Origin of the sequence: Bacillus sp. TH22 (assembly GCF_016651015.1) — a bacterium.
GTDB lineage: Bacteria > Bacillota > Bacilli > Bacillales > Bacillaceae_G > Bacillus_A > Bacillus_A mycoides.
Map to the genome: position 1 here is coordinate 201,780 of NZ_JAEKER010000002.1, position 15,685 is coordinate 217,464.

Here is a 15,685-nt window from a genome sequence, read left to right on the forward strand (position 1 = left end):
AAAAAACTTTTTCTACAGAATTCTTCTTATCTGTCATTATATTCCCCCTCTTCAATCACGAAAACGTGATTTTCTGTATTTCTATACTATCAAGTTTTCGTGATTAATCAATAATATTTCTGAAAATTATTTCTGTTAATTTCGACAAAAAAGCACATAACCTAAATAGATTATGTGCGTAATAAAAATTTTCTTTTTAAGAAATGCTTATATACTTGGAATTGGTTAATTAGTTCATTTATTACTGAGTTCTGTAATTATCTGTTTCAGGTACATATATTGTGATACAGCGTACAGAAAAAGGATAAATTCGTGTCTAAACCATATTTTAAAACTATATTATTTTCTTAACTTATTTTCCCTTGAGCAATAAGGACAGCCATTTCCTTTATGTCGGTTGGAGATGTTTCTCATTCATGCCCTTTCTCACAATTCCTTTTTATCGGAACTATATGTAACATCAAAAGGAGTTAATTTCCCATTTTTAGTTTCATGCCATTGTTTAGGCTTTCTTATTGCTAAGCTGTTATCCATATAGTGTTATCTCCTTTTTTTATATGCTAGTAGGGCTATAGATCATATAATTTGTTTACGCATTATAGCTATTTGATATACCTATTGGAGGTCACCATACCATGCTCCAAAAAGAAAAATGCACATTTAGACATAAAATTGACACATTTCGATTCTCTGTACGTTAAGGAATTAGTTTGTATATTTGAGGAGATGTACGAGACAGGTGTGAATTTAGGGGAATCCAATATTTTCTATTCATATATGATAGAATGGAAATATATCCAAAAGGAGGAACAACAAATGAACTCAAACACAAAACAATTTATTTATGATATCCAGCAAAGAAAGAACAATTATATGGAAAATGTATTAATAGCCATACAACACCCTAAAAAAGAGCAATCTGAACAGGTCATTCAAAATATAGTAGAGAAGATGGATATGATGATTAGTTTAGTTACTACTTACATGGCTATTGAATCAGGATCTATGGAAGAATTAAAAGAACTTCAGGAAGAAATTATTCATGCTCAAGCATATATTCAAAAACGAAAATTTGAAGAAACACAGAGATAAAACCCTGTGTTTTTATTTGGTCGTCTATGACGCCAATCTGTTATAAATTAAATTAGATGTAATTTGATTATTGTTTTGGCATAATCCATACAATTTGTTGAATGCGTACAATATATGGCACCGTATCTTCAATGAGCAAATGATCTGGTTTCACATCTTTTAACTTTCCTCTTACATTACCTCTTACAGTTTCAATAACCACATGTTTACCAATTACTGATTGTAATGTCTGATATACGTAGGGATTGGGTGTACTTACCATATGTTGTTCATTCAAGTCATTTCCTTCCGAATAACTCATTCTATAAGACTCCTTTCTAACTTGCATTCTTTCTCCTAATATATGATATAAATCTTATAAATATGCTAGAAGGATAATTCATTATAGGAACGAAACTAACATTTTAATAAGGTTCCTTTTGCTAGTTAATAGGTGATGATATAGGGATATTTTGAATGTACATTCAGGTTGTTCTTTTCAAAATATGTATTATTTTAAATATGCCCTTTATTAGCATACTGCTCATACTTTTTTTGAGATTCTTTCGTAATACGTGCGTTAAGTAAAATCGCTACCAACAAAAACACTCCATATTCCCCCCCTGTAGCTCCTATGATAATCACACTACTACAAACAAGTACAATTAATAGGAGAAACGAAACTAAAGAAATACGTTCATAGTTCTTTGACATCTTCTCGTATTTTATGCGTTGCTTCCTTGCATACATCTAAATTCCTCCTTAAAATTATCAATTTTCCTATAAAATAAATCTCGCCCTTAAAAAGAAAACAATCTATCGGTTCAAATAATTAATTTTTTTAAGCAACTAATTTATATAACGTAAAAAGAAATCCTACCAATATTAAGCTTTCCGCTATGATAATCCAGACCCTCTCCTTTCTTTTAATCCCATCGCATCCGATGATATGTATATCCTATTATTATCAACAGAAAACAAAAAGGATTATCCCTTTTCGTAAAGGATCATCCTTTTCTTCATTCAACAATTTTTAGGTATTCTTGATTAATTAAAATAACAGCCGGTCCATCTACAACAATTCCACCAACTTCAATTTTTTCATAAGACTCAATCTTAATAGAAGTAATCCCTTTCCGCTTCTTTAACTCGTTACTTAATTCTTGCGTTGGCATGCGTTTCATATCTTCACTCCTTCTTATTGTTTCATTTCATCTTATTATGTTAAATGAATTATAAAAATGGTTTCTAGTTCTAGAAATTCCATCAATTTTTATCGTTGACCATATATTTAGATGTTACCAACTCGCGTATCTCTTTTATGAAAAGAAGATAAACAATTACTATTCACTGTCTCAGTAAATGTAAAAAATTCTTAAAGATAGAGATGAGATTGATTTGTTTTTTCTTCTAGAAATAATGACTTATATATATATACCTAAAATAATGAAAGCCCTACCTCTCTTTCATCCTTACGGCTCCTTGTCCGTGCCAGTGTGAATCAGGATTGCAAAAATCAAGTGACTATTTGATCGAGTTATTTGATGAAACTTCGAACGTTCGTAAAAGAAATTTAAAAATAAAAATGGATTAGATTGAAGTAATAACAAAAGAGGTTCCTACTCTAAAAGTGAGTTGAAGAAGTTGAATGTCTTTGAAATGATTTACTTTTAATAATAATCATATTCCCGAAAAATTCAGGATATTTTCGGGGGATGTAATACATTATCTATAATGAACCTTAACAGAAACTTTTTAATTGATTTTCAGTGATCCCTTTAATTAAACCCAGTTCACTTATCAAAAATTCATGTGCGTTATCCAACATTTTTTTCGCTTGTATTAAGTGCCTTTTCTTTCTTCATACGCATTAAATCACGTACAACTTCAGCACCTTCTTGTATTTCACCCGTTTTTATTTTGTCCGTGTTCACTTTATACCTTTGTTTCCACGGCAATAATTTATCTGATTCTCCATGCTGAAAAATGTGTATAATGTGTTTTAATGCAAGTATATCAGTAACTGGGCGTATACTCGAACTTAATATTTTACCCATAGGAATCATGACTTGCATATTACTGATTGACATTTTTATAACAAAATACTGTTGTTTTTTCCCTGAGAATTCTTTTTCTTCTATGGCTTCAATTATACCTGCTCCGTGCATTGGATAAACAATGTTATCGCCAATTTGAAACATATAATCCACCTCCATATATGGTAACCTTCTTAACCTTAACATATATGTGATTTTTTATCAAACATTTTATAATATCACAAATTTATTTTTGGAGTCAACTACTTTTTTGTTAAAAATTAAATTAAGTAAAAAACACCCCCAAAACAATAGGGTGTGTCAGATTCTCAATAAAGGGACGGTCAATTTGCCCATATACATCCTAAAATATCGATTAATTAACATAGATCAGTTTTCCCTTGAAAACGACCAAATCGATCCCGTATTTTTTTCAATCTTATGTGGTACTCCAAAATCTCAATTCTTGCTTTTTCAGCTAGAGGTGCAATGGGTCGTAAGTCTTTTAACCCCCAATAATCAACTACTACATCAAGTACTTGATCAAAATATTGCAGCGGCCCATAGTTAGCTTCTTTTGCAATTACAGTCATTCTATTTTCAAAATCTGGCATGACAGCACCTGGCATTTTAAAATTCCTAATCACATTGGCAATATGATAGCAATAATTAGGTTCCAATTCCAAATGTGTTCGAATGACGTCTCGATAAAACGCATAATGAAGAGTTTCATCTTTGGCGAGACGACGTAATAATGTAGCAAGATCTGGATCATGCTTACTTGCAACCTTAGCTACATTATTGTAAAACACCATCGTTGCAAGTTCTTGTAGCGTCGTATATGTCATTGCTTCGATTGGTGTGTGAAAATCGGGCTCAAATCCACCCTCAACGACTGACTTTCTTAATTCATGTAATCGTTTGGGATTCACACTTCGAGTGAGTAGTAAATATGTCTCCAATAAATTCGAATGTTGATCCTCTTCTGAGGTCCAAGTATGAATAAAGTCTGTAATAACAGAAAGGGATCCTTTAAAAGTCGCAGATAAATACGTTGTAAACCATGGTAAATTCACTTCTGTTAATAAAGCTGTTTCAATGGCCGTAATTACACCAGAAGGAAGAGTAACTTGACTTTCATCCCAAGGAACTCTTTTAAAGTCCATTCCCTTATCCCATGGTAAAAACTCATGATAACCCCAGTCTATCTTCTGCGCTCTTATTTTATGTTGTTCATACAATTCTTTTAAACGTGGTTCTAATCGGAAATCTAAATCATTTGTTAGCATATATAAGTGCCCCCCTTTTCTTATCATAAATAGTCATTCTATTTTCACATTCATTTGTATCCTTAAAAATTTTCTACAAATAAATATTACTTTCCTTTTTTTAAGTCAAACATAACAAATTTGTAACAAAACTCTTTAATAACGCTTTATTTCTATATGGGGTACAGACCCATGCCCATCAAGCTAAGATTTTGGAGTAACCCCAAAACGAAAATTTTATCTCTCCACACTTGTGTCTATGAGGATTCAACTCATTTTTTTCGTTTTGGGGAACAATGAATTTCTTAACTTGATGGCAATGTGACAGGATTCTAGGAATAAATTTGTTGGTTAAACGGGCATAATTCTGTCATTCTACAGATGACATCAACAAAGTTTTTATATCTATAATACGGTAGTTATTGTTGATGAGCATGTAGTTGAAATGATTCTTTTTTAGTTTCCATCTTTCTATGAATAAGGTGGAATAATATAAAGGCAAGAATTCCTATTAAAAAATAAATAAACCACGCCCAATATGTATGATTAAATTTATTTAACCATGCACCAAAATAATTCCCTATAGATCCTCCCAATGCCCAGGAGGTTTGAAACATTCCAAAAAATAATCCAGCAGGCCTATTGGTACTAAATTGAGCTACCACCATTTCTCCACCTGGTAAAGCCAGGGTTTCCCCCAATGTATAAAGGAAGATGCAACATAGCATCCAATATATAGACGGAATAAAAGGTATCATAGCTATAGATGTTCCCATAATTAAAACCCCTACTTTAACCATTATTATGGGATTCAACTTGATAAATAATTTTCGTAAGAAAAACATGAATATTAGCCCCGAGATTCCATTTACGATAAAAATAGAACTTACTAATTCTTTATTTCTAGATAAAGCATAGGCTTTAATCGGAAATGAAATATTTAATTGAGCGAACATAATCCAAAATAGAATCATAACACCTATGAAAGTTAAGAATAGTGTGTTAGAAAATGCATACTTTACACTTTCAGATATATTTTTATTGTCCTTAATAGTTTCTGGGTATTGTTTACGATATACAAAAACAGCAAATGCTAATATCATCATAGAAATACCAGCTATGGCAAAGGGGTATACGGGATTCATCTTGACTAGTAATGCTCCAATTGCTGGTCCTATAATAACTCCTGCATTCAGCATTTGATTAAAATAAGTAAACGTTTTTTTTCTCAATTCTTCCTTTTGGGAAGCAAAAAAGGCTGTTACTGAGGGATCAAATAGCGCTCCTCCGAGGCCAATACAAAAAGAAGATAAAACTATAAACCAAAAATCCTCCGCATAGACAAATAACCAAAAACCTAATCCCCTTACGATAACACCTAACAATACATGTATGGTATGACTTCCTCGATCACCGATAAATCCTGTAATGACTGATAACCCACGTTGTGAAATTAAAATTGTAGTCAATACCGTTCCTAATTCTAAAGGAGAAAAATGTAGACTATCTGTTAAATAAATAGCGAAAAAGGGCATTATCATGAAACTTCCCGTATTCATGAATAGAACAGCTGCAAGCAATATCCTGATGGAGACAGGAATTTTGAGAGTAGTCATGGTAAGAATCCTCCTTTTGTTAACTGTTAAAAACTTTAAATGGTTACATGTTGTGTTATAATCGTATCAGTACGAAGAAAAAACGTCAATTATTAAAATAGTTAGGTGGTTAACATGGAACATAATCAATTAGCGCCAGGAAGGTTGGAGATTATACGTACCTTTTTAAATACTTGGGAAATATCTAATGATACAAGACAACCGACAGATCATTTAAAAAACGAAAAAAACTTAGAAGCATTTATTAAGAAAAATTTTTCTAATGTTGATGTTAGTGAGAACTTAGATAACCTATATCAATTTCGTTATGACATTCGAAAATCAGTTAAAAATCATGATATAAGTTATTTAAGCGAATGGTTACTTAGAAATCCTATTCAGGTTGCCCTTATAGATCAAAATACAATTCAATACTCTCCAATGAAAAAACACGACTTCCTTTATGAAATGCTAACAATTATTGTAGAAAGCATTGCATTAAATCAGTGGCAACGTCTTAAAGCTTGTCCTGATTGTCAATGGGTTTTTTATGATTATTCAAAGAACGGAAGTAAACGTTGGTGTAGCATGTATGCGGGTGGGCCAAAAGGTAGGGCCTGTGGGACGATTGCTAAGGTGAAAAGATACCGGGGAAAAAATAAATAAGATGAATCCTATCATTTCAAATGAACTAAATCTTTTCGCGCAAGAGCTACAATACTTTTTATCTCCAGTAATCCTACAAGACATCGCCAAACAAGTTGGTTTTGTACAACGATCTAGTAAGTATCAAGCAAACGAACTCATTGCCCTTTGCGTATGGCTCAGTCAGGAAATAGCTAGCAACACAATTGTGTAGTCGATTAGAAGCTTCCACTGGGGTACTGATGAGCCCATAAGGACTGAATCAACGCTTTAATACAGCAGCTGTCGCATTTCTTCGAGAAGTCTTTACTTCTCTTCTCACACGAAAACTCTGTTCAAATCAATCGCTTTCTGCACACATAATTTCTACTTTCAATCGTATCCGTATTTTAGATGCGACAGTGTTTCAACTGCCTGATCATTTCGCCACTGACTATCAAGGTTCAGGTGGAAGTAGTAATACGGCAGGCGTGAAAATCCAATTGGAATATGATTTACTGAGTGGTCAATTTCTTAACGTACAGCTTGGACCAGGAAAGAATAATGATAAAACATACGGTACCATCTGCCTTGAAACCGTAGAGGTGGGCGATTTATGTTTGCGTGATCTTGGTTACTTTGATTTAGGAGACTTACAATCCATTCATGATAAAGAGGCTTACTATATCTCGCGGTTGAAGCTGAATACACGTATTTATATCAAGAACCTTGAGCCAAAACACTTCAAAAATGGGACATTAAAAAAGCAAACAGAATACATCCAGCTTGATATGACACAAATTATGTTTGGTCTAACCCCTGGTGAAACGATGGAAATCCCCGAGGCATACATTGGCCAAAATCAGAAGCTTCCAACACGTGTCATTATCCATCGTTTAACCGATGATCAAACGCAAACACGCCTGAAAAACCAAGCGATACGTGAAAAGAAGAAAGGCATTGTCATGAAGGATAAAAGTAAAAGTTTAATGGGTATGAATGTATATATCACGAACACGTCGCTAGAAGAATTACCGACGAACTACGTGCATTCATTGTATTCACTTCGTTGGCAGGTTGAGATTTTGTTTAAAACGTGGAAGTCATTCTTTGAAATTGATGAATGTAAAAATATTAAAAGAGAACGCCTAGAGTGTCATTTATATGGACAACTCATCGGCATTCTCCTCTGTTCTTCTACGATGTTTCAAATGCGACAGCTTCTGCTTGAAAAGAAAAAGCAGGAGCTGAGTGAATACAAAGCGATTTATATGATTAAAGATTACTTTCCGTTACTGTTTCAAGCGATAGCCGTTGGCGCAGAAGAACTTTTGAAAATTCTGCATCGCCTTTATCAGCTGCTCAAAAAGAACGGTCGTAAATGTCATCGGTATAAGAAGATGACCGTCTTTGATATTCTAGGGGTTGTGTATGAAACAACGATGAAGCATAGACAAGCTGCCTAGTGAAAAAATTGCGTTTTAGTAGGCTTCTTTGGCATGCCTATTCTTCCATCACTCACTAGTTTTGAAACAAGAATCATTTCGTATCTAGTAATTTACGTTGTTAGCTTGATGGCAATGGGGTACAGACCGCAAATGGGAAAAAAAACACGTGAAGCAAATTTCAGCATAAAATGATGTGAATTTTGTCCCGTTAAGAGTATTTCAATGCAACACAACATCATTTAAACAGACTATAATAAAAAGAGGATACTATGTTCAATACGAGAGCATATTTCCTCTTTTTTTATACATAATGGAATTATTAATCAGATATTAATAGGATGGTATATGATTTACACAATGTTTACAGAGGTTTATAAAAAAAGCTAAGGGAACACCGTTCCACTCCCTTTTTAACTAAAGGGCAGTAGAGTTTAACAAGGGGGTACTTATGAGTTGTGAAAGTGTATTACACCAAATTGAAGTAGCTGTAAAAACAGTAATCGAAATAATAGGCAATTTAGAGGAAAACGATTTACAAAAAAGACCAACACCTAATAAGCATTCTATCGGGGAACTATTAGAACATATGGCAGTGATTTGTGAAGCTGATTGGCGTATTTCAAAAGAAGCAACGCAAGAAGAAATGGAAAATTTTTATTCAGGAGTAGCATATAAAACCTTAGACTCAATAAAAGATGGTTTCCTTACCAATTTTGAATCATTAAAAAATAAATATATGAATTTATCCGAGGCAGAACTCCTATCTCAAACTACTTCATATTGGGATTTGACTTATACAAGATATGAATGGCTGTTAGAGATATTAGCACACGTTTATCATCATCGGGGACAATTACACGCTATGCTTGTTCACTGTTATGATAAAGACCATAAAATCTTAATGTTTGAATGATATTTCTTCCATTAACGTGCGCTTTAGTTGAATTGCGTGTTACCTAGTAGGCTGTTTGACATATTGTACATGACCAGTATGCAAAATAGCTTATTTTCACAAGTTTTTTTGATATTAGGTCTTGATAAATGATGTTGTGTTGTATTGTATTACAGGGGTAGTGACAGGGTTATTGCTATGAACCGCAAAGTAAATTCTTTAAATCATATAAAATAATAAGGCTCGTTTTCATACGTTTTCACTACTTTCTAATTTTGTTATTGGTAGTAAAAAACTTAAAAGATTAATGGTATTTTAAACACACTAACAACTTATTTAGATGTAAGATGTTAGATTAAGCGCTTGAAAATATATACAGTTGATGAGATAGCCTTAAAGGACAATTCCCAACAAGATCACTGTACATTGGCTATGATGGGGTTATTTAAACGGTTAGACTGTGCACAAAGGGAAGAGGCGATAAACATGCAGTCAACGGAAGCGCATATGAAGGAAAAGCAACGTAGAGAAAAAATAGAAATAATATTTAGTCACAGGGTAAAAGGAGAAAGTTATTTTCACGGTTCCTCCTATCAATGGAAAAATATTGTATACCAAAATTATAATAGGATACAACAAAAAGAGTTGAAAATTGAACAACTCATTTCCGAAATGGAAAAAGAAGGGATTCGTTTTACGCAGCATCGTTCACTCATACACTATCCCGTCATTGATTTTGTCAAATATATAGCTAAGGTTTATAAGGAAACCCTCGAAAAACAATAACCATGATTATATTTTTAAAATAAATAATTATATTCAAAGAAAACCTTTACAAAAAGTTTATTTGTGAACATTGTTAACAAAAAGCTCAAAAACCATAACGTATTCTAGTCGTTTGTATATCTTCAGATTTTGTAAAATTTATTACACAAAAAGACAACTCTTAATTAGAGTTGTCTTTTATTTTTTCTCGATATACATCATACTATTCTGGTGCAAAAACTCCAAGATTCCTACACCTGGAGAAAAAGTAGGACCTCTCATAGGAAAGATGCTATTTTTTTCGCTCATGTTCCTTCATTATTTTATAAAACGCATTTTTCTTTCGCTCTAACATTTCCATAAATATAATAGCTGTTATTTCCTCACTTTTCCATTTAGAATAAGTTTCTTCTATATTAATTATGATAATAGATGGTTTTAATGCTACTGTTGGTTCAACCTTACTTATTTTGCGGTCTATGACAACTACCCTGTCACTACCCCATTTAGTAAGAAAGAAGATTTAGAGAAAGCTAAGAAGTACTATGATGAGCTAGGAAACTCAGCTCCAATACTATTCTTTCCTATATAGGCTAAAGGCGATTTCCTTTCACAGATAAATGGTGATATAAAAAATAAAGAGTTTAATACATATAAAGAAGTTATGGATAAAACCATTAAGCAGACTAATGAATGCACTTTCATTTTGCGGAAAATATGATAAAATTGTATTTGGATAGAAGTCCAATACATATTATTAAAAGTAAAGTGGTTTAAGTCGGAGGAAGGCACCTTAAGGTGTCTTTTCTTTATGAAAAAATCCCCACACAAGGTGCAGGGATTTTTATGCTACGAATATATAAAACTGACTATTTAATATATAGTGAAGTACGCCACGTATCTCTTGGATAGTTTATTGAAGTCTTTTGATATTCAAAAGTCCCTTCTTGATGATTTGATGCATCCCATTTATATTCCCAACCTACAATAGGATTACCCCCAATTATTTGTGAACCAATACTTTTCACATCAAATCCATTCATTTTCGCAAAAGGAAACTGGCCATACCCTATTTCTTTTGTGTAAACATATAAGTAACTTCCCCCATGATCTTTAGTTGTACTAAAACTATTAGGGTTAATGTATTCAACTCCACCCAATTGTGACTCTACTTTTACTACACTTAAAGAAGTTAGAGGTGCCGCTGGCCCTGCAGATGCCTCCGATGCCATTCCTAAACCAACTACCGCTGCCATCGCTAATGATGATATCCCTAATGTAACTTTTTTAAACATATAAACATCCCCTTCTTTTATATAAGTACAATTTTAATATTAACAGAATTGTATAAGAATAGCCCTTATTTTGAAAATGTTAACAAATTATACTTTTTTAGACATGTGATTTAGCATATTGATTGACATGTATGATAATATATCCGTTGCTTTCAAGATAAAAAACTCCTTAATGGGGTAACGTCCCATCGTCATCAAGCTAAGGTTTTGAAGTATCCCCTAAATGAAAATTCTCTTTCTCTACAGTTAGTTATCTTGAGAAATTAGCTCATTTTTTTGTTTTGGGGGTGTATACATTTCTTAAGTTGATGGGCATGTATGGTGAGGCCTTATATAGGATTTTTAATCAAACTTTTTACAAACGGTACAACTTACTTCTAAAATCACACTAATATAAATCAAAAGTAAACTGTCTAAAAAAGGAAAAATTTTTAAGGAGTTGATGTTTAAAGGATTAAATAAAAAACTTTGCGATATTTTTCGCAAAGTTTTTGTAATAATACGTATTATAATAGTAATTTTCGTATTTCTTCTGTACGTAGACCAGTGAATTTCGCAATGTCTTCTAATGGCATACCATTTTTATGCATACCACGAATTAATTGAATTTTCCCTTTTTCAATACCTTCTTCTAATCCTTCTTCTCGAGCATGAGCTAACTTAGCTTGTTCATCTAGAAGTAACTTTTCACGAGCTTCATAAGCTGTTCGGAAAGAAGAGTCATGGCTCATATTTTCCCACTTATTCATTGCTTTTTGTAAAATTGGATCTTGATTCATTGCAATCTCCTCCAATGTTTGAGTTAAATGTTCATCTTCATGTGCTGGTAGTAATAACATCCAGCGAACAAATGCATTTTCCCATGGATTTACTTTTTCTTCACGCCATTGTTTGACCAATTTTGGAATTTCTATAAAATGAATTTCAATATCATCACTTAGTATCTGTTGCTTTTGGGGATTCCATAATTGTCCTATGGTGTGAAATGAATCATCCTGGGAGAATAATATAAAATCTAATAAGTTAATGGTAATTGTTTTCCGAAGTGAACGATACGGCATCCCCTCTTGCATTTGGGATGTATAGAGTTTACTCCAGTAATATAAAGATCGCTTCACCATATCATGTGTATTGCGAAGTTGTATCTCTATATTCACTTGCGTTCCGTTGTCTAATGTTGCTAATAAGTCTAATATGGATAACTTATCATCTTCATAAGATTTATGAAGATGTGGATCTTCTAGTTGTAGAGAGGCAATAGGTGCATCTAAAGATTCTTCTAGGACAGCGTTTAGAAATCCAGTTAAAATTTCTTCGTTTCCCTTCGTTCCGAATAACTGTTTAAAAGCGAAATCAATTCGTAAATTTACTAATTTTGTGGACATGGATTTCCTCTCCCTGTCTTTCTTTTCTTCTTATTATTTTATAATGTAATTCTATATATAAGCAAATGCTACTTTTACCATTGTAGCTCCAATTCATCACAGTACACATCCAACTCAGTAAAACAGTTTTGTAAATTCGCTTCAAAACCAATTTCACGAATTATGCTATCTACCTTTTTTTCTAAATCTGAAAGTGTGTTGTAAGGAACATAAAATATATATTCTCCTGAACGTTGTTCCATATAGTATTGTGATATGAGAAAGGATTCGATATTCTTTCGAACTTTCCCCTTTCCTTGTACAAATTTATTATTATTTTCTACACGTAACAACATACGAATAGTGGCTGTTTGTTCTTTAGTTTGTTCGCTTTTTTCAGTTTGCTTATTTTTTCGTATATATCGGTAGAGTGTAGCTTGACTAATACCTGTCATGTTTACAATTTCTTGGATGCTATATTCTTTAGAATCATATAACTTCAATGCTCTCTGAAGGAAACTATCCTTAACACGAGGGCGTCCACCTACTCTTCCCCTTGCTCTTGCACTTTCAAGCCCCTCTTGTGTTCGTTGAGCAATTAAATCTCTTTCAAACTGGCTAAATGCTTGAAAGACAGTTAGCATTAGTTTTCCTTGAGGAGTATTCGTATCAAACTGTTCTTTAATACTAATCAATTTAACGAATTAAATCTTGCTGCTTTGTACTTACCCTGGCATAACCATAAAATGTATGAACTCATAAAACCACCTACCCTTTACACAATGATTTTATCATAAAGGGTAGTTAAAGTTAATTTGGTTTTGACAATAGTTTTGATAACGAAGTTAAGCGATTTATAAAGATTAAATTTTGCTCATTTTATATTTATCAAAAACCATCGTTTTTGAAACACTTATAAATAATAAATCTAATAATTATGTACTTTGTAATAGGTAAGAGTTTATGATAAAAATAGGAAATATCCAAAAAAACACACGAGGGGCGTTGATTAAGATTTTTTTTAAAGACTTTAACTACAAAAATGAAGGTGATTATTTATATCCAGTTGAGTATTATCAATTTCGCCAAGCAAGCACACATAATACATTCAAAGTTGAACTATTATGTTTTGATGATCGTTATGATTTCCATTTAACAATTGATAATGAAGCTATCCCTTCAAAGTATAGACTTGTAACAAGCATCTCCTTTGAAATTTATGAAGAATTTGGATTTGAGCCTTATGATTTTAGTTCTAAACACGCTACTCTACAAAGGGCAATTGATATGGCAAGTGCAATTGCAAAGAAATATTGTGAAAATCCAGTTAATCAATAATAAGTAAAGACCAGATATGGTCTTATCCCTGTCAAGTAGACAATATTAAAAAGACTAAGCAGCCATCGAGATTCGATATTCTATCGGAGCTCGGTGGTTGAGTCGTTTTTGGAACCGTTTATAGTTATAAAAATAAATATACTCTTCAATTGCTTGTATTAAATCTGCTTCTGTTTTAAAATGATTCAAATACAACATTTCCGATTTAAAATGGGAGAAAAATGACTCAATACAGGCATTATCATGGCAGTTTCCTTTGCGAGAGTGGCTGCCAATGATACCTAAACCTAAAAGTCGTTTGTTGTAGGCGTGAGATGTGTACTGGAATCCCTGATCTGAATGGAGAATGGTTCCACGCACATCTCTTTTTTGTGCCAACATTTCAATTGTATCTAATACAAGTTCATTATCGTTGCGCTTGGATATTTTCCAAGAAACAACTTCGTTATTATAAATATCTTGTACAACAGAAAGATACCGAAATCCCTCTTGGAATCGTAGGTAAGTAATATCTGTAACAAGCGCTTCATTTTGTTGGCGATCTTTGAATTCACGGTTTAAAACATTCGGAAAAACATTGGAATAGTTCCCTTTAAAGAAGCGACGCTTCTTTCGAATAATAGATTGAATGTTGAGCTCGCTCATTAAGCGATATACTTTTTTGTGATTTATAAAGTATCCCTCTTCCTGTAAAGCGATTTTCATACGTGGATAACCATATTCCTTGTGCCTTACGTGAATAGATTGTATTACTTTTTTTAATCGTTTCTCGGATTCTAGTCGTATGTTTTTCATACTTTTTGTATGAATCCACTTATAGTAACTTGAACGATGTACACCCGCAAATTTCGTAAGCCATATAACTGGATATTTCCCCTTTAATGATTCAATGATATGATATCTCACCGTATATTTTAGTGCACCTCCATTTACAGATTCGGATACTGCTTTTTTAAATATTCAACCTGTGCCTTATAGTAGTCACGTTCCTCTTCAATCGTCTTAAAATGAACGCGTTTGCCTTTTAGAGGATTTGATATACCTTTCATTCCACCATTTTTTCCACGAGTATCTGTAATTTCACCAGATTCTTTATATTTTCCCACCCAATTTTTTAGTTGTGTAGAGCTTCTAATCTGATATTTTTCTTTTATCATATTATAACTTCCTTCTCCGTTTAAATAACTTTGAACAGCCGCTAACTTTAATTCTTCTGAATATGTAATAAATGTTGAACCTTTTTTAGTCATGAAAAATCCCCTCCAAGTAATAGTGTAACATCCATGTATGTACATGGTCTTTTTACACTGTCTACTTAAAGGGGATAATATCAATATTATATCCGGTCTTTTTAGTATTTGCTGTATGTTAAGGTGATTTTTCTGTTAAATTATCACAATTATTAATGCGTCTTTTAAATTTGAGGTTAAGGACTCAAATTTAAAAGAAAAAGAGAACCCAAATGGATTCTCTTTTCTTGGCATATTTACAACATGGAGAATACTGAGACAACTCTTTCAAAACTTTATTAGGGGAAAGTTTTAAAAAATGCTCTTATAACAATACTTACATAAATGTAATATATAGTAAATTGATAGAATTAAGACTGACTATTCTTAACTTTTAAAAAACTAAACCCTCGCCATACTAATGTGGTTAGATATCCAGTACTTCATGAAACATTAATAGAAATTGAAATTACTCTTCGTCTATCTCGTATTCATTAAGATATTAATAATTGGATGTATCTGTTCATGAATATGGTAATCTGATTAAGATTCTCACTACACAAGTCCTACCTACCATAAATTAGTAAAAAAGAGGAAACTGTTGGGATAAAGCACCACAAGAATCGTTTTTGGGCTATCTGAAAGATAAAGCATATATAAAATCTTACGAGTGTTTTACTGAGTTGAAACAAGAGATAAAGAAATATATGACATACCTTAATCATGATAGATATCACTGGAATTAAAAAGGATTGGAGAT

At 32.6% G+C, this 15,685-nt stretch carries 15 protein-coding genes and 6 pseudogenes; 8 read left to right on the plus strand and 13 right to left on the minus strand.

What is annotated here, in order from left to right:
* Positions 1–426 precede the first annotated feature (426 nt).
* The gene (locus tag JFU18_RS30680) at positions 427–534 is read right to left on the minus strand and encodes a zinc-ribbon domain-containing protein (RefSeq protein ID WP_176127039.1); all 108 of its coding nucleotides are present in this window, start codon (positions 532–534) and stop codon (positions 427–429) included.
* 282 nt (positions 535–816) lie between these two features.
* On the opposite strand from JFU18_RS30680, the gene JFU18_RS28675 reads away from it, so the two are divergent.
* Complete coding sequence (locus tag JFU18_RS28675; RefSeq protein ID WP_002187306.1) at positions 817–1,092, plus strand: hypothetical protein; 276 nt, start codon at positions 817–819, stop codon at positions 1,090–1,092.
* Positions 1,093–1,159: 67 nt separating this feature from the next.
* Here JFU18_RS28675 and JFU18_RS28680 read toward each other — a convergent pair whose 3' ends face one another.
* The 6 genes and pseudogenes from JFU18_RS28680 to JFU18_RS28705 all read right to left on the minus strand — a co-directional run bounded on the left by JFU18_RS28680 (position 1,160) and on the right by JFU18_RS28705 (position 5,991).
* On the minus strand, positions 1,160–1,393 hold the full coding sequence (locus JFU18_RS28680; protein WP_078205944.1) for a YuzF family protein: 234 nt from the start codon (positions 1,391–1,393) through the stop codon (positions 1,160–1,162).
* Positions 1,394–1,587: 194 nt separating this feature from the next.
* The gene (locus JFU18_RS28685; protein ID WP_078205946.1) at positions 1,588–1,821 is read right to left on the minus strand and encodes a hypothetical protein; all 234 of its coding nucleotides are present in this window, start codon (positions 1,819–1,821) and stop codon (positions 1,588–1,590) included.
* A gap of 269 nt (positions 1,822–2,090) precedes the next feature.
* Positions 2,091–2,255, minus strand: a complete 165-nt coding sequence (locus tag JFU18_RS28690) for a BC1881 family protein (protein ID WP_070169564.1) — start codon at positions 2,253–2,255, stop codon at positions 2,091–2,093.
* A gap of 557 nt (positions 2,256–2,812) precedes the next feature.
* A pseudogene (locus JFU18_RS28695) lies at positions 2,813–3,272 on the minus strand (CarD family transcriptional regulator).
* Between the two features lie 215 nt (positions 3,273–3,487).
* Entirely contained in the window at positions 3,488–4,396 is a 909-nt protein-coding gene (locus tag JFU18_RS28700; protein ID WP_002065481.1) for an acyl-ACP desaturase, read from the minus strand.
* A 398-nt stretch (positions 4,397–4,794) separates the two neighbouring features.
* Positions 4,795–5,991, minus strand: a complete 1,197-nt coding sequence (locus JFU18_RS28705) for an MFS transporter (RefSeq protein ID WP_201033515.1) — start codon at positions 5,989–5,991, stop codon at positions 4,795–4,797.
* Between the two features lie 114 nt (positions 5,992–6,105).
* Between JFU18_RS28705 and JFU18_RS28710 the strand changes: the two genes are divergently transcribed.
* From JFU18_RS28710 to JFU18_RS28725, 4 genes and pseudogenes are all read left to right on the plus strand, one after another.
* The gene (locus JFU18_RS28710; RefSeq protein ID WP_201033514.1) at positions 6,106–6,636 is read left to right on the plus strand and encodes a CGNR zinc finger domain-containing protein; all 531 of its coding nucleotides are present in this window, start codon (positions 6,106–6,108) and stop codon (positions 6,634–6,636) included.
* A gap of 1 nt (position 6,637) precedes the next feature.
* Positions 6,638–8,060, plus strand: a pseudogene (locus JFU18_RS28715) (IS4 family transposase).
* A 430-nt stretch (positions 8,061–8,490) separates the two neighbouring features.
* Positions 8,491–8,955: a DinB family protein gene (locus tag JFU18_RS28720; RefSeq protein WP_201033513.1), complete on the plus strand. Its 465-nt coding sequence runs from the start codon at positions 8,491–8,493 to the stop codon at positions 8,953–8,955.
* A gap of 465 nt (positions 8,956–9,420) precedes the next feature.
* Positions 9,421–9,720 carry a hypothetical protein gene (locus JFU18_RS28725; RefSeq protein WP_201033512.1) on the plus strand — a complete coding sequence of 100 codons (300 nt, stop codon included), beginning with the start codon at positions 9,421–9,423 and terminating at the stop codon, positions 9,718–9,720.
* 271 nt (positions 9,721–9,991) lie between these two features.
* Here the strand turns inward: JFU18_RS28725 and JFU18_RS30085 are convergent.
* Positions 9,992–10,114, minus strand: a pseudogene (locus tag JFU18_RS30085) (recombinase family protein); the annotation flags it as partial.
* Positions 10,115–10,204: 90 nt separating this feature from the next.
* Here JFU18_RS30085 and JFU18_RS30090 point away from each other — a divergent pair.
* Positions 10,205–10,420: pseudogene (locus tag JFU18_RS30090) on the plus strand (hypothetical protein); the annotation flags it as partial.
* Between the two features lie 148 nt (positions 10,421–10,568).
* Here the strand turns inward: JFU18_RS30090 and JFU18_RS28730 are convergent.
* From JFU18_RS28730 to JFU18_RS28740, 3 genes and pseudogenes are all read right to left on the minus strand, one after another.
* Positions 10,569–10,994 carry a DUF4879 domain-containing protein gene (locus tag JFU18_RS28730; protein ID WP_002187321.1) on the minus strand — a complete coding sequence of 142 codons (426 nt, stop codon included), beginning with the start codon at positions 10,992–10,994 and terminating at the stop codon, positions 10,569–10,571.
* 506 nt (positions 10,995–11,500) lie between these two features.
* A complete protein-coding gene (locus JFU18_RS28735) occupies positions 11,501–12,379 on the minus strand; it encodes an Rpn family recombination-promoting nuclease/putative transposase (RefSeq protein ID WP_201033510.1) in 879 nt (292 codons plus the stop codon).
* Positions 12,380–12,453: 74 nt separating this feature from the next.
* Positions 12,454–13,059, minus strand: a pseudogene (locus tag JFU18_RS28740) (recombinase family protein); the annotation flags it as partial.
* Between the two features lie 262 nt (positions 13,060–13,321).
* Here JFU18_RS28740 and JFU18_RS28745 point away from each other — a divergent pair.
* Positions 13,322–13,696: a hypothetical protein gene (locus JFU18_RS28745; protein ID WP_088045367.1), complete on the plus strand. Its 375-nt coding sequence runs from the start codon at positions 13,322–13,324 to the stop codon at positions 13,694–13,696.
* Positions 13,697–13,750: 54 nt separating this feature from the next.
* Here the strand turns inward: JFU18_RS28745 and JFU18_RS28750 are convergent, their stop codons facing one another.
* Together JFU18_RS28750 and JFU18_RS30600 are read right to left on the minus strand one after the other, a co-directional pair.
* Positions 13,751–14,602 (minus strand): IS3 family transposase, encoded by an 852-nt coding sequence (locus tag JFU18_RS28750; RefSeq protein ID WP_172805416.1) that lies wholly within the window; start codon positions 14,600–14,602, stop codon positions 13,751–13,753.
* 23 nt (positions 14,603–14,625) lie between these two features.
* Positions 14,626–14,946 (minus strand): transposase, encoded by a 321-nt coding sequence (locus tag JFU18_RS30600; protein WP_374101406.1) that lies wholly within the window; start codon positions 14,944–14,946, stop codon positions 14,626–14,628.
* A gap of 529 nt (positions 14,947–15,475) precedes the next feature.
* Between JFU18_RS30600 and JFU18_RS28755 the strand changes: the two are divergent.
* Positions 15,476–15,671: pseudogene (locus JFU18_RS28755) on the plus strand (IS3 family transposase); the annotation flags it as partial.
* Positions 15,672–15,685 lie beyond the last annotated feature (14 nt).